At 70.1% G+C, this 20,056-nt stretch carries 16 protein-coding genes; 13 read left to right on the forward strand and 3 right to left on the reverse strand.

The window, feature by feature from the left end; genetic code table 11:
• Window positions 1-124: 124 nt before the first annotated feature.
• Both ABZ725_RS02255 and ABZ725_RS02260 read left to right on the forward strand, forming a co-directional pair.
• Window positions 125-1,108: a glycosyltransferase family 2 protein gene (locus ABZ725_RS02255; protein WP_358800916.1), complete on the forward strand. Its 984-nt coding sequence runs from the start codon at window positions 125-127 to the stop codon at window positions 1,106-1,108.
• Complete coding sequence (locus ABZ725_RS02260; protein WP_358800917.1) at window positions 1,105-2,457, forward strand: alpha-2,8-polysialyltransferase family protein; 1,353 nt, start codon at window positions 1,105-1,107, stop codon at window positions 2,455-2,457. The genes ABZ725_RS02255 and ABZ725_RS02260 overlap by 4 nt, the downstream gene beginning before the upstream one ends.
• 63 nt (window positions 2,458-2,520) lie before the next feature.
• Here ABZ725_RS02260 and ABZ725_RS02265 read toward each other — a convergent pair whose 3' ends face one another.
• The 3 genes from ABZ725_RS02265 to ABZ725_RS02275 all read right to left on the reverse strand — a co-directional run bounded on the left by ABZ725_RS02265 (window position 2,521) and on the right by ABZ725_RS02275 (window position 6,221).
• Window positions 2,521-3,690, reverse strand: a complete 1,170-nt coding sequence (locus tag ABZ725_RS02265; RefSeq protein WP_358800918.1) for an acyltransferase — start codon at window positions 3,688-3,690, stop codon at window positions 2,521-2,523.
• A 153-nt stretch (window positions 3,691-3,843) separates the two neighbouring features.
• Entirely contained in the window at window positions 3,844-5,241 is a 1,398-nt protein-coding gene (locus ABZ725_RS02270; RefSeq protein ID WP_358800919.1) for a polysialyltransferase family glycosyltransferase, read from the reverse strand.
• Window positions 5,241-6,221: a glycosyltransferase family 2 protein gene (locus ABZ725_RS02275; protein WP_351908747.1), complete on the reverse strand. Its 981-nt coding sequence runs from the start codon at window positions 6,219-6,221 to the stop codon at window positions 5,241-5,243. The genes ABZ725_RS02270 and ABZ725_RS02275 overlap by 1 nt, the downstream gene beginning before the upstream one ends.
• Window positions 6,222-6,418: 197 nt before the next feature.
• On the opposite strand from ABZ725_RS02275, the gene ABZ725_RS02280 reads away from it, so the two are divergent.
• From ABZ725_RS02280 to ABZ725_RS02330, 11 genes are all read left to right on the forward strand, one after another.
• On the forward strand, window positions 6,419-7,765 hold the full coding sequence (locus tag ABZ725_RS02280; protein ID WP_358800920.1) for a DUF6716 putative glycosyltransferase: 1,347 nt from the start codon (window positions 6,419-6,421) through the stop codon (window positions 7,763-7,765).
• A 26-nt stretch (window positions 7,766-7,791) separates the two neighbouring features.
• A complete protein-coding gene (locus ABZ725_RS02285) occupies window positions 7,792-9,009 on the forward strand; it encodes an N-acylneuraminate cytidylyltransferase (RefSeq protein WP_358800921.1) in 1,218 nt (405 codons plus the stop codon).
• A 13-nt stretch (window positions 9,010-9,022) separates the two neighbouring features.
• Window positions 9,023-9,961, forward strand: coding sequence for an N-acetylneuraminate synthase family protein (locus tag ABZ725_RS02290; RefSeq protein WP_351908753.1), 939 nt, complete (start codon window positions 9,023-9,025; stop codon window positions 9,959-9,961).
• 53 nt (window positions 9,962-10,014) lie between these two features.
• Window positions 10,015-11,100 carry a hypothetical protein gene (locus ABZ725_RS02295; protein WP_351908755.1) on the forward strand — a complete coding sequence of 362 codons (1,086 nt, stop codon included), beginning with the start codon at window positions 10,015-10,017 and terminating at the stop codon, window positions 11,098-11,100.
• A 312-nt stretch (window positions 11,101-11,412) separates the two neighbouring features.
• Window positions 11,413-12,663 (forward strand): amidohydrolase, encoded by a 1,251-nt coding sequence (locus ABZ725_RS02300; protein ID WP_358801357.1) that lies wholly within the window; start codon window positions 11,413-11,415, stop codon window positions 12,661-12,663.
• Window positions 12,664-12,942: 279 nt separating this feature from the next.
• Entirely contained in the window at window positions 12,943-14,013 is a 1,071-nt protein-coding gene (locus ABZ725_RS02305; protein ID WP_358800922.1) for a BMP family ABC transporter substrate-binding protein, read from the forward strand.
• A 232-nt stretch (window positions 14,014-14,245) separates the two neighbouring features.
• On the forward strand, window positions 14,246-15,298 hold the full coding sequence (locus tag ABZ725_RS02310) for a BMP family ABC transporter substrate-binding protein (RefSeq protein ID WP_358800923.1): 1,053 nt from the start codon (window positions 14,246-14,248) through the stop codon (window positions 15,296-15,298).
• 299 nt (window positions 15,299-15,597) lie between these two features.
• Window positions 15,598-17,256, forward strand: a complete 1,659-nt coding sequence (locus ABZ725_RS02315; RefSeq protein ID WP_358801358.1) for an ABC transporter ATP-binding protein — start codon at window positions 15,598-15,600, stop codon at window positions 17,254-17,256.
• Window positions 17,253-18,371, forward strand: coding sequence for an ABC transporter permease (locus tag ABZ725_RS02320; protein WP_358800924.1), 1,119 nt, complete (start codon window positions 17,253-17,255; stop codon window positions 18,369-18,371). The genes ABZ725_RS02315 and ABZ725_RS02320 overlap by 4 nt, the downstream gene beginning before the upstream one ends.
• Window positions 18,371-19,633 carry an ABC transporter permease gene (locus tag ABZ725_RS02325; RefSeq protein ID WP_358800925.1) on the forward strand — a complete coding sequence of 421 codons (1,263 nt, stop codon included), beginning with the start codon at window positions 18,371-18,373 and terminating at the stop codon, window positions 19,631-19,633. Before ABZ725_RS02320 ends, ABZ725_RS02325 begins: the two co-directional genes overlap by 1 nt.
• Window positions 19,630-20,040: a cytidine deaminase gene (locus tag ABZ725_RS02330; RefSeq protein WP_358800926.1), complete on the forward strand. Its 411-nt coding sequence runs from the start codon at window positions 19,630-19,632 to the stop codon at window positions 20,038-20,040. Before ABZ725_RS02325 ends, ABZ725_RS02330 begins: the two co-directional genes overlap by 4 nt.
• The last annotated feature ends 16 nt before the right edge of the window (window positions 20,041-20,056 follow it).

The raw sequence follows: 20,056 nt of genomic DNA on the forward strand, positions 1-20,056 counted from the left end.
TGCCCAAAGAGGCGGAGGGCTTGTCACACCGAATTCACGTGAATGTCGATGACGGGACACACGAATGCAGATCCCGATTTCTTAAGATCTCTTGACTTTCCGCAGAGAATCCAGGTGCGCACACGTGGCCAACACACCGACCCTGTCCGTCGTCGTCCCCTGCTACAACATCGAGTCGTACATTGCCGAAACCGTGACCAGCCTGGTCAACAACGCACGGGACGACTTCGAGTTCATCTTCGTCGAGGACAGGTCAACCAAGGACAAGACCTACGAGGCACTCCTCGCCCTCACGGAGCGGCTCGGGAACAGCCGGGTGATCCGGCACGAGCACAACGGCGGACTGGCGACCGCGCGCAACACCGGCATCGACGCCGCGGAAGGCCGCTACCTCACCTTCCTCGACGGCGACGACTGGCTCGCGCCGGGCTATCTGGCCCGACTGGTCGACGTCATCGAGCGGTTCGACGTCGACTTCGTCCGCGTCGACCACGTACAGGTCACCGGTGTCGAGCGGGCCGTCCACCGGGCGCCCGAGGGCCGCCGCCACACCCCGCTCGACCCGCGCACCTCGATCCTCCCCGTCGACGACACCACGATGGTCGACTACCCGTACGCCTGGGCCGGCGTCTACCACCGCCGTCTCCTCGATCGGGGCATGCTCCGCTTCCACGACGGGCTGCGCACCGCCGAGGACCGCCCGTGGATCTGGGACCTGCACCGCAGGGCCGAGTCCTACGTCGCCGCCAGCCTGCACGGGGTCTTCTACCGCCGGGGGATCGCCAGTTCGCTCACCCAGATCGGCGATGTGCGCCAGCTGGACTTCTTCCGCTCCTTCGACCTCGTCCTCGCCGAACTCGCCGACGACCCCGAGGCGGCCGGGCTGCGCACGAAGGCCCTGCGCAACTACTGCGTCGTCATCGCCCACCAACTCCTCGACCGGCACCGGTTCGAGCGCAGTGTGGCCGCGAAGCTGAAGCGGATGGCCGCCGACGCGCTCGGCGCGATGAGCGAGGCCGAACTGAGCGAGGCCGTGGTGGGGATGGGCGAGGAACGCGTCGACATGCTGCGCCGGGTCCGGGGCGGTCTCAAGGGAGTGGCGGCATGATCCAGATCTTCTTCTCGGCCACCCAGTACGCGGCCGCGACCGTCACCGCCGCGATCCGCGCCGGCCAGTTCGGCCCGCGCGAGGGCGTCCGCCGCCTCCTCGTCGTCAGCAACACCGCCTCGGTCCCCGAGGTCGGCACCCCGCTGGACCGGATGGCCGGCTTCGAGAAGCTGCGCCCCGAGTTCGACGAGGTGCACTCCTGGAACGAGTTCATCTCCCCGCACCACCCGGTCGGCTGGTCCCCGCGCGCCCAGGACGCCCAGCTGTGGGAGAAGGCCGTCCGGCTGGCCTGGGACCTGGGCGACGAACCCGTCGAGATCGCCTGCGAGTCCATCCAGGCCAACCCCTCCCGCGCGGTCGCCGACATCTTCGCGGACAGCCCCATCCATGTGTACGCGGACGGCCTGATGAGCTACGGCCCCACCCGCAACCGCATCCCGCACGGCATGAGCAGCCGCATCAAGCGCGTCCTCCACCTCGACCTGGTGCCGGGCCTCAAGCCCATGCTGCTGACCGAGTACGGCGTCGAGCCCGAGGCCGTGCCGGGCGAGGCCGTCGTGGACGTCCTCGCGCAGATCGGCGAGTCGGGCGCGGGCATCCTCGCCGAGCGCCTCCCCGCCGACCACCCGCCCACCGCCGTCCTCCTCGGCCAGTACCTCTCTGCCATCGACCTGATCACCCAGGACGAGGAGGAGCAGCTGCACATCCGCATGCTGCGGGCCGCCGCCCGTGCGGGCCACGAGGATGTGCTGTTCAAGCCGCACCCGAGCGCCCCCGCCGTCTTCAACGACGCGCTGGAGGCGGTCGCGAAGGAACTCGGCGTACGGCTCACGGTGCTCAACGAACCGGTCCTCGCCGAGACGGTCTTCGCGTTCCTGAAGCCGAAGCTCGTCATCGGCTGCTTCTCCACGGCCCTGATGACCGCCGCCGCCTTCTACGGCATTCCGGTCGCCCGCGTCGGCACGGAGCTGCTCCTGGACCGCATCACGCCCTACGAGAACAGCAACCGCGTCCCGCTCACCGTCATCGACGCGGCGTTGCCCGACGCGGAGCGCGCGGAGCTCGGCGCCCCGCTCGAACTCGCGGGAGCGGCAGCGGAGTTGACGCCTCTGGTGCGGGCGGTGGGGTATTGCATGCAGTCCCGTAAGCAGCACGCCCTGCGCGAGGAGACGGCGGCCTGGCTCACCGAGCATCTGGCCGAGTACCAGCGCTACTTCAAGCGCCGCCGCCTGACCAGCCTGCGGCTCCCCGGTGGAGCCCCGATCCGGGCGGAGGCGCTGCGCCGGCATCCGGCGGTGCGGCGGGCGGTGCGCAGGATCCGGTCCACGGCGGCGGCGCGCCAGGGCTGACGCCACGGAGCCCCGCGTCCCGAGGAAAGGGGCGCGGGGCTCCGTCGTGCCTGGTGGGGCCGCTCAGGCGCGCCGCACGGACTGCGCGGCCAGCGCCTTCCTCAGCCGGGGCCCGAACGGCTTCTCCACGAACTTGTGCAGCAGCCAGGCGATCCCCAGCATGGACAGGATCGTCGTGGCGATCGTCAGATACGGGCTCAGACCGAACTCGCGGTACAGCACTCGGATGAAGAACCAGCCCAGGTGCTCGTGGATCAGATAGAAGGGGTACGTCAGCGCCCCGGCCACCGTCAGCCAGCGCCAGTTCGCCTTGCTCGTCCAGCCCAGGGCCACCGCGGCGACGGCGACGAAGGCGACGAGGACGATCAGCTCGATGACGTGCGGGTTGCGGTGGAAGGCGCCCTGCGGACCGGGGTGCCACAGGGCCGTGACCGAGTAGCGCTGGCCCAGCAGGAAGCTGAACACCACGATGCCCCACAGCAGCAGGTCGCTGCCGAAGCGGTGGATCAGGTAGAGGGCGAGGCCGCCGATGAAGTACGGCGCGTGGTCGCGCATCACCAGCTGGTCGGTCAGCGGGTGGTCGGCGACCCGGGCGAAGACACCGGCCAGCGTCCACAGGATGCAGAACATCACCACTCGGCGGTAGGTGACGCCCTTCCAGACCACGAACAGCGCGAACAGGGCGTAGAAGCGCACCTCCACCCAGAGCGTCCAGTCGACGCCCAGCACCCGGGGCACGCCCATCGGCTGCTGCAGCATGGTGAAGTTGACCAGCACCTCGTCCGAGCGGAGCGGCGCGGAGACCGCCGGCGCGACGAAGCAGGCGGCGGTGACCAGGACTATCGCAGCCCAGTACGCCGGGTAGAGGCGGGAGACCCGGGAGCGGAAGAAGTCGCCCATGCTCTTGCCCCAGCTGCTCATACAGATCACGAAGCCGCTGATCAGGAAGAAGAACTGCACGCCCAGGCTGCCGTAGGTGGCCATCTGGGACAGCGTGGGGAACTTGTCGGCGGGGGACTGGTGCCAGGAGGACGCGACCTCGCCGTTCTTGCCGGCGTAGTGGTAGAAGCAGACCATCAGGGCCGCCAGCAGACGCAGACCGTCCAGGGCGCGCAGCCGGTTCTCCGCCCGGGGCCGGACCTCGGTCCGGTCGGGCAGGGAGAGTTTCAGCCGGGGTGCCGGTTCCGGTGCCGGTGCTGGTACCGGTGTCGTGGCCTGGTCAGCCGCGCTCATCCTGAGGACCTTCCGTTGTAGCCATGGGAGCCGATCTGGAAATGTGTTCGGACGCTATGGACTTCCCGCGAGTGACGGATGTGGAGCGGCTGACCCGGGGGCGGCGCGGAGGTTTCGATCCGATGAACCCCCGAGCCGCCCGGCGCCCCGCCCCTACCGTTTGCCGGTCACCCGCTTCAGGGCCCGCGCCCGGCGTGCGAGCCGGCGTACGGCCGCGTTGCGCGGGATGAAGGCGAGCTGGGCCGGTACCGCGCCGGGCAGGGCCAGGGCCGCCAGGCGTCGTCGCTTGAAGTAGCGCCAGGTGTGCGGGTTCAGACGGGTGGAGAGGTAGCGCTCCGCCTCGCCCCGCAGCCCCGGGTGGATCTTGGGCTGCATCGCGAAGCCGACCGCCTTCAGAAGCAGCGCCAGTTCCGCGAGCCGCTCCGCCGACGGCATGCTCCAGCTCTCCACCGCCGACCCGTCCGCCAGGTCCGGCAGAGCCGCGTCGATGAGCGTGAGCGGCACCCGGTCGCTGTTCTGGTAGGGCGCGAGCCTGGCCAGCACGGTGTCGGTGCCGGCCCGGGCGACCGGCAGGCCGTACAGACCGGCGGCGGTGAGCAGCGCGGTGGAGAAGCAGCCGACGACGAGCGCGGGCCGTAGCCGCTGGTAGGCCACCTCCGCGAGGACCGGCCCGTCGAGGAGGGTGAGTTCGGCGCCCAGTCTCCGCGCCTCGTCCTCCAGCCGCCGGGACCAGCGGACAGGCGCCGTGGGGTGCGGCTTGAAGACGAGCGTGCGATGCCCGAGCGCCACCGCCCCGCGCACCATGCCCAGGTACAGGTCCTCCTCCTGGGCCTCGCCGACGATGCCGAGCTCCGCGAGGCGCTGCCCGAGCAGCAGCGCCGGCCGCACCCGCTCCCCTTGCGCCTGCTCCCCTTGCGCCTGCTCCCCGTGCGCCGCCGGGGCGGGCGACTCCTCGTCCCCGTCGGCCAGTTCGGCCAGCACCTTCAGGAAGGCCTCGGACGGCACCGGCACCGGCGGCACCCCGAACTCGGTGAGCAGCAGCGGGGTGAGGCCCGGGACGAGATCGAGGTGCAGCAGCCGGTCGACACGGGTGCCGACCAGTGGGTCGATCTTGTCGCGCGTGGGGCCGTAGCTCTCAGGGCCGTCGGCGTAGACGTCGACGGGAGCGCCGGTGAACAACTGGCAGAGCGCCAGCGCCGGGTTGAGGTGAACGGACTCCACGGCCAGCCGGACGTCGTCCTCGCCGAGGTCCCACAGCAGCCGTATGTGCCGCTCCCACAGCGGGATGTCGTCGCCGCGCGGCGACCAGCCGCCGGGGTGGAACGGGGCGATGGTCTCGTTCCAGGACAGCACCTCGTCGAAGCGCTCACGGATCCGGGCGAAGCCCGGCATCGCGTCGACGGACGGGGTGATCTCGGGGTTGGCCGCGTTGTCGGCGACCAGCAGCAGCCGGCGGTCGGTCGGCTCGAAGAGCCCGGCGTCGAGAGCGGCGGCCAGGGTCGCGGCGCCGTACAGGGTCGAGACGCAGAAGATCCGGGTGGTGCGAGCCATCAGACGGCCACCGCCCGTGCCGTCGACGGCCTGCGCCGCACGCGCCGCAGTACGCCTGCCCGTTGTACGTCCATCGAGTCCATGACCTCCGCGAGCACGTCCTGCGGCATTCTCTTCAGGGCGGCGGCGCACAGGGAACGCAGTTTGCGGGCCACGGCGGGTTCGAACCTCTCGATCGTGCCGAGATGATGCGTCATGACCGCGCAATACGTGCGCACTGCTTTGGGCAACAACTTATCCGCCTCGGGGTCACGTGATGTTTCCTCGATGACCTGATCGAATGCACGCACGAAATCCAGTTGTCGGACATCTCCGATCTGGGTGAGCGACGAGGTCACGCCACGTCGGTAATAGACGCCCAACAGCCCTACCACGGCGAAGGATTCGGCCTCCCGGTGGAGCTTCCAGATCCACGGCCGGTCCTCGGCCGTCCGCAGTCCGTCGGTGAAGTGCAGCAGTCCGCGGTCGACGAGCCGGCGATGGTATACACCCGCCCACGCGTAGGCGTAGTCGACCGACGTCGACCGGTTGGCGGGCAGGATCGCGGAGCGCGGGCTCAGCACCGTCCCGCGCCGGCCCTGCGGGACGCGGTGGACGGCCCGGGCCCGTCCGGTGCACTGCACATGGTCGGTGCGGACGAAATCGCAGCCCAGCTCCTCGATGGAGGCCAGGAGTCGCGGAAAATAGCCCGGAGCGAGCCAGTCGTCTCCGTCGAGGAACGTCAGGTACTCGCCGCGCGCGTGGTCGATCCCGGTGTTCCTCGCGGTCGCCAGCCCCCCGTTCTTGTCATGTCTGACGTACACCGCGCCCGGCAGTTCGCGCTCCGCGCGTTCGAGGAGAGCGGGCGTCGCGTCGGTCGAGCAGTCGTCGACCAGAATGAACTCGAAGTCCGCATGGGTGTTCGCACGCAGGCTCACGAGAGTGTCCGACGCGTATTGCTGCACGTTGTAGAACGGCACGATGACGGAGAGCTTTGGCACAGTGAAACCCTAGGGCGCAGCCCGGCGGCAAATATTTCCGCCGGGGGTATGGGATATGAACTCGGTGTGTCGGAACGGTGCATCACATCTAATTCCTGGCCAATGGCCAGGCGGTTCGGTATTCGGTGACGTGTTGTTAACTCATTGTTGACTTGTGGTTGGCACACGGCTGGATTTCCCTTTCTACGGTCGTGACCGTGCCAGCAAGCAATGCGAAGCCCCTCCGGATCGCGGTCCTCGCGGACTCCGACACCCGCTGGAAATGGGGCGCCCTCACCGCCGGCCGGATCGCGCCGGACCGCGCGCAGGCCGGTCCCGTCCTCGACGGCTTCCTGCTGCGCGGCCGGGCCACGCCCACCGCCCGGCAGCTCACCGAGGTGGGTGTGCGCGCCGACTCACTGCGCGAGGTGACGGCGGTCGAGTTCCTGCGCGCCATGGGCGAGGAGGGAGCGGAGCCGTACGACGTCCTGGTCCTCGCGCTCGTCGGCGGCGGCGTCCAGGCGATGCTGCACGGCCTCAGACGGGTGTGGGAGGACCGCGAGCGGCGGCCCGTGGTCGTCACCGGATACGTCGGCGTCGTCTACGAGAAGCTCGCCGACGGACTGCTGCTGCGGCACGGCGCGGACCTCGTGCTCGCCAACTCCCGCCAGGACGCGGAGCGTTTCCGCACCGTGTTCGAAGGGGTGGGCGCCGACGCCTCGGCGGTGACCGAGGTGGCCCTGCCGTTCCTGGGCGGCGCGCCGTACACGGGTGAGCACGACCCCTACACGGTCGTCTTCGCCGCCCAGCCCTCCGTGCCGGAGAACCGCAGGGACCGCACGTACCTCCTCGAACGGCTGGTGCGGCACGCGCGGCTGCACCCCGAGCGCGAGGTGCTGCTGAAGCTCCGCTCCCGGCCCGGCGAGCACACCACGCACATCGAGGAGCTGCCCTACCAGAAGCTGGCGCAGAAGCTCGACGCGCCGGCCAACTTCCGTCTGGTGTACGGGAACATGGGCGAGGTCCTCGACCGCACCGACCTCATGGTCACGGTCAGCTCCACGGCCGCCCTGGAGTCCCTGCACCGCCGTATCCCCACCGTGGTCCTCACCGACCTCGGGGTGCGCGAGGCGCTCGGCAACCACCACTTCGTCGGCTCCGGCTGCCTCTCCTCCTGGGACCGGCTCGACGCCGGCCACCGCCCCGTCCCGGACGAGGAGTGGGTGGCCCGGCAGGGCGTCGCGGCCGGGGGCGGCCCCGCCGGGACAGGCACGTACGACCGCGCCTTCGACGCGGCCCGCGAACGCATCGCCAAGCTGCTGGACCGGCCCGCCGGTCCGGCCCCGCTCGCCCCCTACTACACCCTCGCGACCGCCTCCGGCTATCTGCCCGGCATCCTCGCCCGCCACCACCTCGGCCCCGACGGCACCCCGCTGCCCGGCGCCCCCGCCGCCGACAAGGAGCCGGGCCCCGTACGCCAGATCGTGCGCCGGGCCGCCCGCGGCGCCTACCGGCACGGCGTGCAGCGCGTGGCCCCGGTGATCCGGCGGATGGGGGAGCTGTGAGCGACCCGACTCAAGGAGTTCAGCCCATGTTCGACACAGCGGCCGGGGCACGCCGGGTGCTCGCCGTGATCCCCGCGCGCGGCGGCTCCAAGGGCGTCCCCGCGAAGAACCTCGCCTCCGTCGGCGGCATCCCGCTGGTGGCGCGCGCGATCCGCGAGTGCCTGGCCGCCCGGCTGGTGACGGACGTCGTCGTCTCCACCGACGACCAGGCCATCGCGGTCGCCGCCCGTCAGGCCGGCGCCGAGGTCGTGCTGCGTCCGGCCGCCATCGCCGGGGACACCGCCACCTCCGAGGCCGCCGTCGCGCACGCGCTCGACGTCCACGAGGCCCTGCACGGCGCCTCGGTGGACGTCGTCCTGCTCGTGCAGTGCACCAGCCCGTTCCTCGTCCGCGAGGACGTCGACGGGGTCGCGGCGGCGGTCGTCGAGAACGGCGCCGACACGGCGGTGACGGTCGCGCCGTTCCACGGCTTCGTGTGGCGCGACGCCGATCAGCAGTCCGAGGGCGGCGCGGGCGTCAACCACGACAAGTCCTACCGCCCCCGCCGCCAGGACCGCCCCCAGGACTACCTGGAGACCGGCGCCGCCTACGCCATGCGGACCAAGGGCTTCCGCGAGCACGGCCACCGCTTCTTCGGCCGCACCGAGCTGGTCCGCACCGACCCCGCGCGCGTGCTGGAGATCGACGACCCGCACGACCTCGCGCGGGCGCGGGCGCTGGCCCAGATCTTCGACGCGGACCTGCCCGGCGTCCTCCCGACCGCGGACGACATCGACGCGGTCGTACTCGATTTCGACGGCACCCAGACCGACGACCGGGTGCTGATCGACTCCGACGGAAAGGAGTTCGTCTCCGTGCACCGCGGCGACGGACTCGGCATCGCCGCCCTGCGCAGGAGCGGGCTGAAGATGCTGATCCTCTCCACGGAACAGAACCCGGTCGTGGCCGCCCGGGCCCGGAAGCTCAAGCTCCCGGTCCTGCACGGCATCGACCGCAAGGACCTCGCGCTGAAGCAGTGGTGCGAGGAGCAGGGCATCGCGCCGGAGCGCGTGCTCTACGTCGGCAACGACGTCAACGACCTCCCGTGCTTCGCCCTCGTCGGCTGGCCCGTGGCGGTCGCGAGCGCCCATGACGTCGTGCGCGGCGCCGCACGCGCGGTCACCACCCTCCCCGGTGGCGACGGCGCGATCCGGGAGATCGCCGGCTGGATCCTCGGACCCTCTCTCGATTCCCTCACCAAGTAAGGAAAACCCCGCAATGAGTACCAACTCCCGTCTGCGTACGTTCGGTTCGCGCGAGGTCGGCCCCGGCCGCCCCGTCTACATCTGCGGCGAGATCGGCATCAACCACAACGGCGAGCTGGAGAACGCCTTCAAGCTCATCGACGCGGCCGCCGAGGCCGGCTGCGACGCCGTGAAGTTCCAGAAGCGCACCCCGGAGATCTGCACCCCCCGCGACCAGTGGGACATCGAGCGCGACACGCCCTGGGGCCGGATGACGTACATCGACTACCGCCACCGCGTGGAGTTCGGCGAGGACGAGTACCGCAAGATCGACGAGTACTGCAAGGAGAAGGGCATCGCCTGGTTCGCGTCCCCGTGGGACACCGAGGCGGTCGCCTTCCTGGAGAAGTTCGACGTCCCGGCGCACAAGGTCGCCTCCGCCTCCCTCACCGACGACGAGCTGCTGCGCGCGCTGCGCGGCACCGGCCGCTCGGTCATCCTCTCCACGGGCATGTCCACCCCGAAGCAGATCCGCCACGCGGTCGAGGTCCTCGGCTCGGACAACATCCTCATGTGCCACGCCACCTCGACCTACCCGGCGAAGGCCGAGGAGCTCAACCTCCGCGTGATCAACACGCTGGAGAAGGAGTTCCCCAACGTCCCGATCGGCTACTCCGGCCATGAGACGGGCCTGCAGACCACGCTCGCCGCGGTCGCCCTCGGCGCCTCCTTCGTCGAGCGTCACATCACCCTCGACCGCGCCATGTGGGGCTCCGACCAGGCGGCGTCCGTGGAGCCGGGCGGCCTGACCCGCCTCGTCCGCGACATCCGCACCATCGAGGCGTCCCTCGGCGACGGTGTGAAGCAGGTCTACGACTCCGAGCTGGGCCCCATGAAGAAGCTGCGCCGCGTCTCCGGCGTCGTCGCCGAGGCCGAGATCGCCGCGGCCGCGGGCGAGCCGGTCACGGTCTGAGTCTCTCTCCGAGTATCGCTACGAGTGCCTTACGGACGGACGGTCGTACGTCGATGATCCCCCGCGCCGGGAGTACCGGCACCCCCCACACCCTCGCCTTCGTCGAGAGCCCGGTGCAGCTCCTGAACGTCCTGGAGTGGGCGCACGCCCAGAAACTCCACGAGCAGGCGGAGCCCGGCGCGGGGTTCACCCTCGTCGTCCTGTCCCCGACCGACCCGATGACCCGCGGCCAGCTGCGCCGCATGGCCGAACTGGCCCGCCAGGAAGGACACACCGTCCGCTGGGAGGAGGCCCGCGGCGGCGCGACCGCCCCCTTCCGCACGATCGGCGGCCTCACCCGGCTGCTGCTGCGCGCGGAACGGATGGTGCTGGGCGACCCGTTCTCCCGTTACGTCCAACTGCTGCTGACGATCACCCGGGCGCGCGAGCTGGTCGTGGTGGACGACGGCACGGCCACGATGGAGTTCGTCGGCCAACTGGCCCGCGGCGAACGCCTCGTGCGCTGGCACCGCAAGGGCGGCCGCTCCGGCCCGCGTGACGTGCTCTTCGCCCCGGTCTCCGCCTCGGCCCGCCGCCGCCTCACCCCGACCGCGGCCCGCAGCGTCGAGGTCTTCTCCTCCATGCCCGTACCGGAGGCCCCCGCCGGCGTCGCCCTCACGGTCAACTCCTTCGCCTGGACCCGGGACCGTTTCGGCCCGCCGCGCGTGACGAAGGCCGCCGACATGGTGGGCACCTCGCTGGTGGAGACGGGCGTGGTGGACGCCGACCACTACCTGGCGGCGGTCCGCACGCTGGCCCGGACGCACGGCGTCACCCGCTACTTCGCCCACCGCCGCGAGAGCACGGACAAACTCCACCGACTGGCGGTCGAGACCGGCCTCGAGGTCGTCCGCCCGGACCTCCCCCTGGAACTGATCGCCCGCCGAGGCCCCATAGGGCGGACGGTCCTCAGCTTCCCCTCCACGGTCGTGCACACCCTGCCCCTGGCCCTCTCCGGAACCGACGTCCGCGTCACGGTCTGCGACATCGACCCCGCCTGGCTCACCGAGCACGCCTCCCCGAGAGCCCAGGGCTTCCTCTCCGGCGTGACGGGAACGGCGCGAGACGTCCACAGACTGACGACCGTCAGCGCGATGTGACGGGGGCGCCGGGACCCTCGACCGGTCGCGCTGTGTGGCGGCACGGCCGTGTGCGGGTGATGATTCCGGGATCGGGCCCCGGTCACGGTCCCGGTACGTGGACAGGCACGGCGTGCCAGGAGTGGTCCGTGGTATCCGTGAAAGGAAGGAAGAAGTGTGGGCGGCTGCCGGAAAGCCGGTCGAGTTTACCCACCGCCCACAGCAGCCATGCGCCGCGCGACCGACTTTTCTTCCCCTGACGGGTTGAACTTTTGTTGATCGTAGGTCGGTCGACCGTCCCGGCGTCCTACCCTTCAGAGGGTGAAGCAACTGATGTCCCGAGAGTCCGAGGCCGATCCTTCCGGGGAAGACACGCTCCCCGGTGTGCTCCCAGGCACCTTGCCGGAGGCGCTGCGCGCAGAACTCGTGGCCTTCCGCCGCGACCTGCACATGCACCCCGAGCTCGGCAACCAGGAGTTCCGTACGACGGCCGCGATCAAGGCCCGCCTCGAGAAGGCGGGGCTCCAGCCACGCGTGCTCGGCATCGGCACCGGCCTCATCTGTGACATCGGGACCGTGGACGCGGGGGCGGACGGTGTTCCCGTCCTCGCCATGCGCGCCGACATCGACGCGCTGCCCATCCCGGACACGAAGACCGAGTGCGCCTACCGGTCCACCGTCCCCGACCGCGCCCACGCCTGCGGCCACGACGTGCACACCACCGTCGTCCTCGGCGCCGGGCTCGTCCTCGCGGAACTGCACCGGCAGGGCCGGCTGCCGCGCCCGGTGCGGCTGATCTTCCAGCCCGCCGAGGAGGTGCTGCCCGGCGGCGCCGCCGACGCCATCGAGTGCGGCGCGCTGGACGGCGTCGGCCGGATCATCGCCGTGCACTGCGACCCGCGCGTGGACGCCGGGCTGATCGGTCTGCGCGAGGGCGCCATCACCTCCGCCTGCGACCGGCTGGAGATCTCCCTGGACGGCCCCGGCGGCCACACCGCCCGCCCGCACCTGACCACCGACCTCGTCACGGCGGTCGCCCGGGTCGTCACCGACGTGCCCGCGCTGGTCGGGCGGCGCGTCGACACCCGCGCCGGGCTCGCCGTCACCTGGGGCCGCATCGAGAGCGGGCACGCGCCCAACGTGATCCCGCAGCACGCCGAGCTCTCCGGGACCGTCCGCTGCCTGGACATCGAGGCGTGGCGGCAGGCCCCGGACATCGTCGTCGCCGCGATCGACGAGGTCGCCAACCTGCACCGCGCCAAGTCCGAGATCAACTACGTGCGGGGCGTCCCCCCGGTCGTCAACGACGCCGACGTCGCCGCGCTGCTGCGGGACGCGATGGTCGTCCGGCGCGGCGAGGCGGGCGTGGAGTCCACCGAGCAGAGCCTGGGCGGCGAGGACTTCTCCTGGTACCTGGAGCGGGTGCCCGGCGCGATGGCCCGCCTCGGCGTCCGCCCGCCCGGCGAGCGCACCGTGCGCGATCTGCACCAGGGCGACTTCGACGCGGACGAGTCGGCGATCACCGTCGGCGTGGAGCTCTTCACGGCCGCCGCGCTGCTCGACGCGAGGACCCGTGTGAGCTGAGAGGGACGGAAGCGCCACAGGGGGGGGCGAAGGGTGTCCGAAAGGTAACTCTTCGCCCCCCTGTGTCACCCACCCGTAACGCCGAGGACGCGCTTGTAACCCGGGGGCGGCACGAATCGATAACGGCCGCGAGAAACCCCGTTCCCCTCGCCTTCTACGCGCGTTACTGTGCGCCGAATCGCCCACCTGGAACGGCTTGTTGGGGAGCCCTCCCGGAACGGCGCAACCAAGGGGAATGCGGGCCGGTATCGGCGCCGTGGGGATGAAGGGGTGCTTGCTATGCGTCTGATATCTCGGAGGACGAGATTCACCCGGGCTGCGGTGACCGTCGCGGTCGTCGCTCTCGCCGCCGCCGGCTGCGGCAAGTCCAAGTCCGACGCCCAGGCCGAGGCCACCGAGTCCGGTAAGTACTCGGGCAAGGGCATCGGTCTGGCGTACGACATCGGCGGCAAGGGCGACCAGTCCTTCAACGACGCCGCCTACGCCGGTTTCGAGAAGGCCCAGAAGGAATTCAAGATCGGCGGCCAGGACGTCGAGCCGCAGGACGGCGAGTCCGACGCGGACAAGGTGCAGCGGCTGAGCCAGCTCGCCCAGTCCGGCTACAACCCGGTGATCGGCGTCGGCTTCGCCTACGCGCCGGCCGTCAAGGAGGCCGCCGCCAAGTTCCCGAACATCACCTTCGGGATCATCGACGACGAGCAGATCCAGGCCAAGAACGTCGCCGACATGGTCTTCCACGAGGAGCAGGCCTCCTACCTGGCCGGCGTCGCCGCCGCCAAGGTCTCCAAGAAGGCGCACATCGGCTTCATCGGCGGCGTGGACATCCCGCTGATCCACAAGTTCGAGGCCGGTTACATCCAGGGCGCCAAGTCGATCAACCCGAACATCAAGATCGAGTCGCAGTACCTGACGGAGACGGCCCAGGAGGGCGGCTTCTCCAGCCCCGACAAGGGCAAGGACGCGGCGAGCGGCCAGATCGAGGCGGGCGCCGACGTCATCTACCACGCGGCCGGCCTGTCCGGTCAGGGCGTCATCACCGAGGCCGCGGCCAAGAAGGTGTGGGCCATCGGCGTCGACTCCGACCAGTACAGCCAGAGCGCGCTGGCGGCGTACAAGGACTACGTCCTCGGCTCGGCGCTGAAGAACGTCGGCGGCGCGGTCTACGACCTCGTCAAGTCCGTCGTCGACGGCAAGCCGCTGTCCGGCGTGGTCCGCGGCAGCCTCTCCAACGACGGCGTCGGCTTCGCCGACACCAACCCGAAGTACACGGCGATGACGGACGTCGTCGCGGCCGTCGACAAGGCCAAGAAGGCCATCATCGACGGCACGGTCACGGTCAACACCAAGTAACGACCGGAGCACCGGCCCCACCGCCACTTGCTACGCCCTTACGGGCGTCCTCGCAGCCCATGCGCCCCTTGCCTACCGCAAGGGGCGTTCGGCTGTCCGTAACCTGGGCTCCATCTGTGGCCACAGCTCGGTAACGGACCGGACAGAAGGGTTTTTCCGTCTGGTCTACGCGCGTTACGCTGCGGCGGAACCAGCGCCTGGTTTGGGCGCTTGCACAAAGGAGTCTCGTTCCATGCGCCGGGTGTCCCGAATCGCGGTTGCGGGTGTTGCCACCGCAGCCCTCGCCGTGACCGTTTCCGCTTGTGGAAGCTCGTCCACGTCGTCCTCTTCCTCTGACAGCAGCGACAAGAACCTGGGCCTCGCGCTCGCGTACGACGTCGGCGGCAAGGGCGACCAGTCCTTCAACGACGCCGCGACGGCCGGCCTGGACAAGGCCGACAAGGAGTTCGGCTACAAGTCCACCGCCGTCGAGCCGCAGGACGGCGAGTCGGACGCCGACAAGGTGCAGCGCCTGGAGAGCCTCGCCAAGCAGGGCTACAACCCGGTGATCGGCGTCGGCTTCGCCTACGCGCCGGCCGTCAAGGAGGTCGCGGCCAAGTACCCGAAGACCACCTTCGGCATCGTCGACGACGAGCAGATCAAGGCCGACAACGTGGCCGACCTCGTCTTCCACGAGGAGCAGGCCTCCTACCTGGCCGGCGTCGCCGCCGCCAAGGCCACCAAGACCAACACCGTCGGCTTCGTCGGCGGCGTGGACGTTCCGCTGATCCACAAGTTCGAGGCCGGCTTCAAGCAGGGCGTCGAGGACACCAAGAAGGGCGTCACGGTCAAGTCGCAGTACCTGACCGAGACCGCCGCCGAGGGTGGCTTCTCCAGCCCCGACAAGGGCGAGAGCGCCGCCGAGGGCCAGATCGACGCCGGTGCGGACGTCGTCTACGCCGCCGCCGGTCTGTCCGGCCAGGGCGTCATCAAGGCCGCCAACGCCAACAAGGTGTGGGCGATCGGCGTCGACTCCGACCAGTACAAGCAGGACGCTCTGAAGGCCTACAAGGACTCGATCCTGACCTCGGCCATGAAGAACGTCGAGGGCGCGGTCTACACGCTGGCCAAGTCCGTCAACGACGGCAAGCCGGAGACCGGCGTCATCCGCGGCTCCCTCGAGAACGGCGGCGTGAGCGTGTCGAACTCCAACCCGACCTTCGCGGGCAACGCCGACATCCAGGCCGCGATCAAGAAGGCCGAAACGGGCATCAAGGACGGCACCATCACGGTGAAGACCTCCTGACTCCTCGGTCGAAGGCTGTCACAGGCCTTGGCTGAAGAAGCGCTGTAATGGCAGCGTTACGGCCACGGAACCGGGCGCGGGAAGGATGTCCTCCCCGCGCCCCGTTCGCGCGGCAGAATGCTCGGAACGGATCGTGACTTGATCAGGATGCCTCCACGGCGGCTATCAAGATCATTCAAGTTCGATCAGGTCCGGGCACTATTTAAAGCAGGGGCGCTACGCGCGTAGAGCGGCCCCTTTCCCAAGGAGAGTGCGCCATCGACGCGTCCAGCAGCCCTCCGCTCACCGCACAGTCGACGATCGCGGTAGAGCTGGCGGGGATCACCAAGCGCTTCCCCGGTGTCGTCGCCAACCACGACATCCACCTCGTTGTCCGAAAAGGCACGGTGCACGCCCTCGTCGGCGAGAACGGCGCCGGCAAGTCGACGCTGATGAAGATCCTCTACGGCATGCAGAAGCCGGACGAGGGCACCATCGCGATCGACGGCGACCAGGTGAGCTTCTCCAGCCCCGCCGACGCCATCGCGCGCGGCATCGGCATGGTCCACCAGCACTTCATGCTGGCCGACAACCTGACCGTGCTGGAGAACGTGGTGCTGGGCAGCGAGAAGCTGTACGGCATCGGCGGCAACGCCCGTAAGAAGATCAGGGAGATCTCCGACCGCTACGGCCTGAACGTCCGCCCGGACGCCCTGGTCGAGGACCTCGGCGTCGCCGAGCGCCAGCGCATCGAGATCCTCAAGGTCCTCTTCCGCGGCGCCAGGACCCTCATCCTCGACGAGCCGACCGCCGTGCTCGTCCCGCAGGAGGTCGACGCGCTCTTCGACAACCTGCGCGAGCTGAAGTCCGAGGGCCTGTCCGTCATCTTCATCTCCCACAAGCTGGGCGAGGTGCTGTCCGTCGCAGACGAGATCAGCGTCATCCGGCGCGGCACGACCGTCGGCACCGCCGTCCCCTCCGAGACCACCCCGCGTCAGCTCGCCGAGATGATGGTCGGCAGCGAGCTGCCCACCCCGGAGACCGCCGAGTCCACGGTCACCGACAAGCCCGTCATCCAGGTCGCGAACCTCACCGTCTACGCGAGCGGCGGCGCCTCCCTGGGCGTCGAGGCCGAGCCCACGGCCGGCGGGGTCAGCGGCATGATCTCGCCCGAGGTCGCTCTCGGCGGCGAGGTCAAGAAGGCCCTCGACGACGTCAGCTTCACCATCCACGCCGGCGAGGTCATGGGCATCGCCGGCGTCGAGGGCAACGGCCAGACCGAGCTGATCGACGCGCTGATCGGCACCAAGAACGCCGACTCGGGCACCATCGCCTTCCTCGGCGAGGACATCACCCCCTGGAGCACCCGCAAGCGGCGCGAGTCCGGCGTCGGCTACATCCCCGAGGACCGCCACCGCCAGGGCCTGCTCCTGGAGGCGCCCCTCTGGGAGAACCGGATCCTCGGCCATGTCACCGAGGCGCCCAACGCCAAGGGCTTCTGGCTGAACATCAAGGGCGCCCAGGCCGACACCCGCCGGATCGTCGAGGAGTTCGACGTCCGCACCCCCGGCATCGACGTGACCGCCGCCTCCCTCTCCGGCGGCAACCAGCAGAAGCTGATCGTCGGCCGCGAGATGAGCCACAACCCGAAGTTCCTGATCGCCGCCCACCCCACCCGCGGAGTGGACGTCGGCGCACAGGCCCAGATCTGGGACCGCATCCGCGAGGCGCGCCGCGAGGGCCTGGCCGTGCTGCTGATCTCCGCCGACCTGGACGAGCTCATCGGCCTGTCGGACACCCTGCGCGTGATCTACAACGGCAGGCTGGTCGCGGACGCCGACCCGGCCGCCGTCACCCCGGAGGAGCTCGGCTCCGCCATGACCGGCGCCGCGTCCGGTCACCTGGAACACGCGGACGACGCGGAAACCGCCGCGGAGACCACCGAGGAAGCTGCCGGTCCGGAGGACGAGGCCCGATGAAGAAGTTCGACAGGGAGCGCGTGCTCCTGGCGGTGGCCGGCCCGGTCATCGCGCTCGTCGCGGCGATCCTGCTGACCTCGGTCGTGCTGCTCGCCTCGGGCAAGAGCCCGATCGAGCCGTACACGCTCATGCTGGAGCAGGCCGGCTACTCCGACGTCCAGGTCCTGATCGTCAACCAGGCCTCGATGTACTACATCGCCGCCCTCGCGGTCGCCATCGGCTTCCGTATGAACCTGTTCAACATCGGCGTCGACGGCCAGTACCGCCTCGCCGCCATGATGACCGCCGTCGTCGGCGCGAACATCGCCCTGCCGGGCTTCCTCCAGGTCCCGCTGCTGCTCCTGGTCGGCGTCCTCACCGGCGCCTTCTGGGCCGGCATCGCGGGCATCCTGAAGGTCACCCGGGGCGTCAGCGAGGTCGTCGCGACGATCATGCTGAACGCGATCGCCACCAGCGTCATCGGCTACCTCACCCTCGACAACATCTGGGGCGTGCAGGTCGGCAACAACAACACCACCGGCATCATGAAGGACTCGGGCTGGGTCCCCGGCATCGACCTGGGCGCCGACGTCGGCGAGATCTACGGCCTGGTCTTCCTCGCCATCGCCCTCGGCATCGTCTACTGGGTGGTCCTCAACCGCACCCGCTTCGGCTTCGACCTGCGCGCCACCGGCGAGTCCGAGACGGCCGCCGCGGCCTCCGGCGTCGACGCCAAGAAGATGGTCCTCACCGCCATGCTGATCTCCGGCGGCATCGCGGGCCTCTCCGGCCTGCCCCTGCTGCTCGGCGACGCGCACACCTACAGCCTGAGCTTCCCGACGGGTCTCGGCTTCACCGGCATCACCATCGCGCTGCTCGGCCGCAACAACCCGGTCGGCATCGCCTTCGCCGCGCTGCTGATCGCCTTCCTCGACAAGGCCTCTCCCGCCCTCGACTACGCGACCCCGGTGGCGTACGAGAAGGAGATCGCCACGATCATGCAGGGCCTGATCGTCTTCGCGGTCGTCATCTCGTACGAGGCCGTACGCCAGTGGGGTCTGCGCCGCCAGCAGAAGCGCGTCGGCGCCGAGCTCGCGGCCGCCGCCCAGAACACGAAGAAGGAGGTGGCGGTCTGATGAGCACCACGACCACGGCCAAGCCGCAGGCGAAGCAGCCCGGCAAGGGCGGCCGCCGTTTCTCGCTCCCGGTCCTCCTGCTGATCATCGCGGGCGTCCTGGTGCTGACCTCGATCGTCCGCCTCATCACCGGCGCGGACGGCATCACCTCCACCGGGCAGATGTCCACCGCGCTGCGCCTCGCCGTCCCGATCGGCCTCGCCGGCCTCGGCGGTCTGTGGGCCGAGCGCGCGGGCGTCGTCAACATCGGCCTCGAGGGCATGATGATCCTGGGCACCTGGTTCGGCGCCTGGGCCGGCTACCAGTGGGGCCCGTGGACGGGCATCGTCTTCGGGATCATCGGCGGCGCGCTCGGCGCCGTCCTGCACGCCATCGCGACCGTCACCTTCAACGTGAACCACATCGTCTCCGGTGTGGCCATCAACATCCTGGCCCTGGGCACCACCCGCTATCTGTCGAAGTTCACCTTCGAGAACGCCGACGGCGGCTCCGCCAAGCAGTCCCCGCCGATCGAATCGCTGGGCACCTTCGACATCCCAGGGCTGTCCGGTTGGCTGGACACGCTCAACGAGAAGCACTGGTTCCTGATCTCCGACATCGCCGGCCTGGTCGGCGGTCTGATCACCGACCTGTCGCCGCTCACCGTCGTCGCCGTCGCCCTCGTCCCGGCCACCTGGTGGGTGCTGTGGCGCACCGCCTTCGGTCTGCGTCTGCGCTCCTGCGGCGAGAACCCGATCGCCGCCGAGTCCCTCGGCGTCAACGTCTACAAGTACAAGTACATCGCCGTGATCATCAGCGGCGGCTTCGCCGGCCTCGGCGGCGCGTTCCTGTCCATCGTGGCCTCCAACGTCTACCTCGACGGCCAGACCGCGGGCCGCGGCTACATCGGCCTCGCGGCGATGATCTTCGGCAACTGGATGCCGGGCGGCCTCGCCCTCGGCGCGGGCCTGTTCGGCTACACCGACAGCCTCAACCTGCGCGGCGGCACCACCAACGTCCACGCGCTGATCCTGCTGCTCGCGATCCTGCTGGTGTTCGGCGCGGCCTACCTGGCGTGGCAGAAGAAGTACGTCCCCGCCGTGATCACCGCGGCCGTCTCGGCCCTGATGTTCATCTGGTACGTCGGCACGGACGAGGTCCCGCGCCAGGTCGTGACGGCCGCCCCGTACGTCGTCACCCTGCTGGTGCTGTCGCTCTCCGCCCAGTCCCTGCGCATGCCCAAGGCGGACGGCATGCCCTATCGGAAGGGACAGGGCAAGTGACCCCGCCCGCCGCCGCGGACGCCACGGTCGACTGGGAGAAGCTGCGCACCGTGGCCCGGGACGCCATGTCCCGGGCGTACGCCCCCTACTCCGGCTACCCGGTCGGCGTGGCGGGCCTGGTCGACGACGGCCGGATCGTGTCGGGCTGCAACGTCGAGAACGCCTCCTACGGGCTCGGCCTGTGCGCCGAGTGCGGGCTGGTCTCGGAGCTGCAGAACACCGGCGGCGGCCGGCTCACCCACTTCACCTGCGTGGACGGCCGCGGCGAGATCCTCGTCCCGTGCGGCCGCTGCCGTCAGCTGCTGTACGAGTTCGGCGGCGCGGAGCTGCTGCTGGAGACGCCGGCGGGGGTCCTGCCCCTCGCCGAGATGCTCCCGCAGGCCTTCGGCCCGGACCACCTCAAGTAACTCCCGCGCGGCCCCT

The sequence above is a fragment of the Streptomyces sp. NPDC006872 genome (genome assembly GCF_040635845.1).
GTDB lineage: Bacteria > Actinomycetota > Actinomycetes > Streptomycetales > Streptomycetaceae > Streptomyces.

Bases quoted from the DNA above. Each gene is read 5' to 3' on its own strand.
- ABZ725_RS02260 (WP_358800917.1), top strand. From the start codon at position 1,105: ATGATCCAGATCTTCTTCTCGGCCACCCAGTACGCGGCCGCGACCGTC.
- ABZ725_RS02265 (WP_358800918.1), bottom strand. From the start codon at position 3,690: ATGAGCGCGGCTGACCAGGCCACGACACCGGTACCAGCACCGGCACCG.
- ABZ725_RS02270 (WP_358800919.1), bottom strand. From the start codon at position 5,241: ATGGCTCGCACCACCCGGATCTTCTGCGTCTCGACCCTGTACGGCGCC.
- ABZ725_RS02285 (WP_358800921.1), top strand. From the start codon at position 7,792: ATGTTCGACACAGCGGCCGGGGCACGCCGGGTGCTCGCCGTGATCCCC.
- ABZ725_RS02290 (WP_351908753.1), top strand. From the start codon at position 9,023: ATGAGTACCAACTCCCGTCTGCGTACGTTCGGTTCGCGCGAGGTCGGC.
- ABZ725_RS02295 (WP_351908755.1), top strand. From the start codon at position 10,015: ATGATCCCCCGCGCCGGGAGTACCGGCACCCCCCACACCCTCGCCTTC.
- ABZ725_RS02300 (WP_358801357.1), top strand. From the start codon at position 11,413: ATGTCCCGAGAGTCCGAGGCCGATCCTTCCGGGGAAGACACGCTCCCC.
- ABZ725_RS02305 (WP_358800922.1), top strand. From the start codon at position 12,943: ATGCGTCTGATATCTCGGAGGACGAGATTCACCCGGGCTGCGGTGACC.
- ABZ725_RS02310 (WP_358800923.1), top strand. From the start codon at position 14,246: ATGCGCCGGGTGTCCCGAATCGCGGTTGCGGGTGTTGCCACCGCAGCC.
- ABZ725_RS02320 (WP_358800924.1), top strand. From the start codon at position 17,253: ATGAAGAAGTTCGACAGGGAGCGCGTGCTCCTGGCGGTGGCCGGCCCG.
- ABZ725_RS02325 (WP_358800925.1), top strand. From the start codon at position 18,371: ATGAGCACCACGACCACGGCCAAGCCGCAGGCGAAGCAGCCCGGCAAG.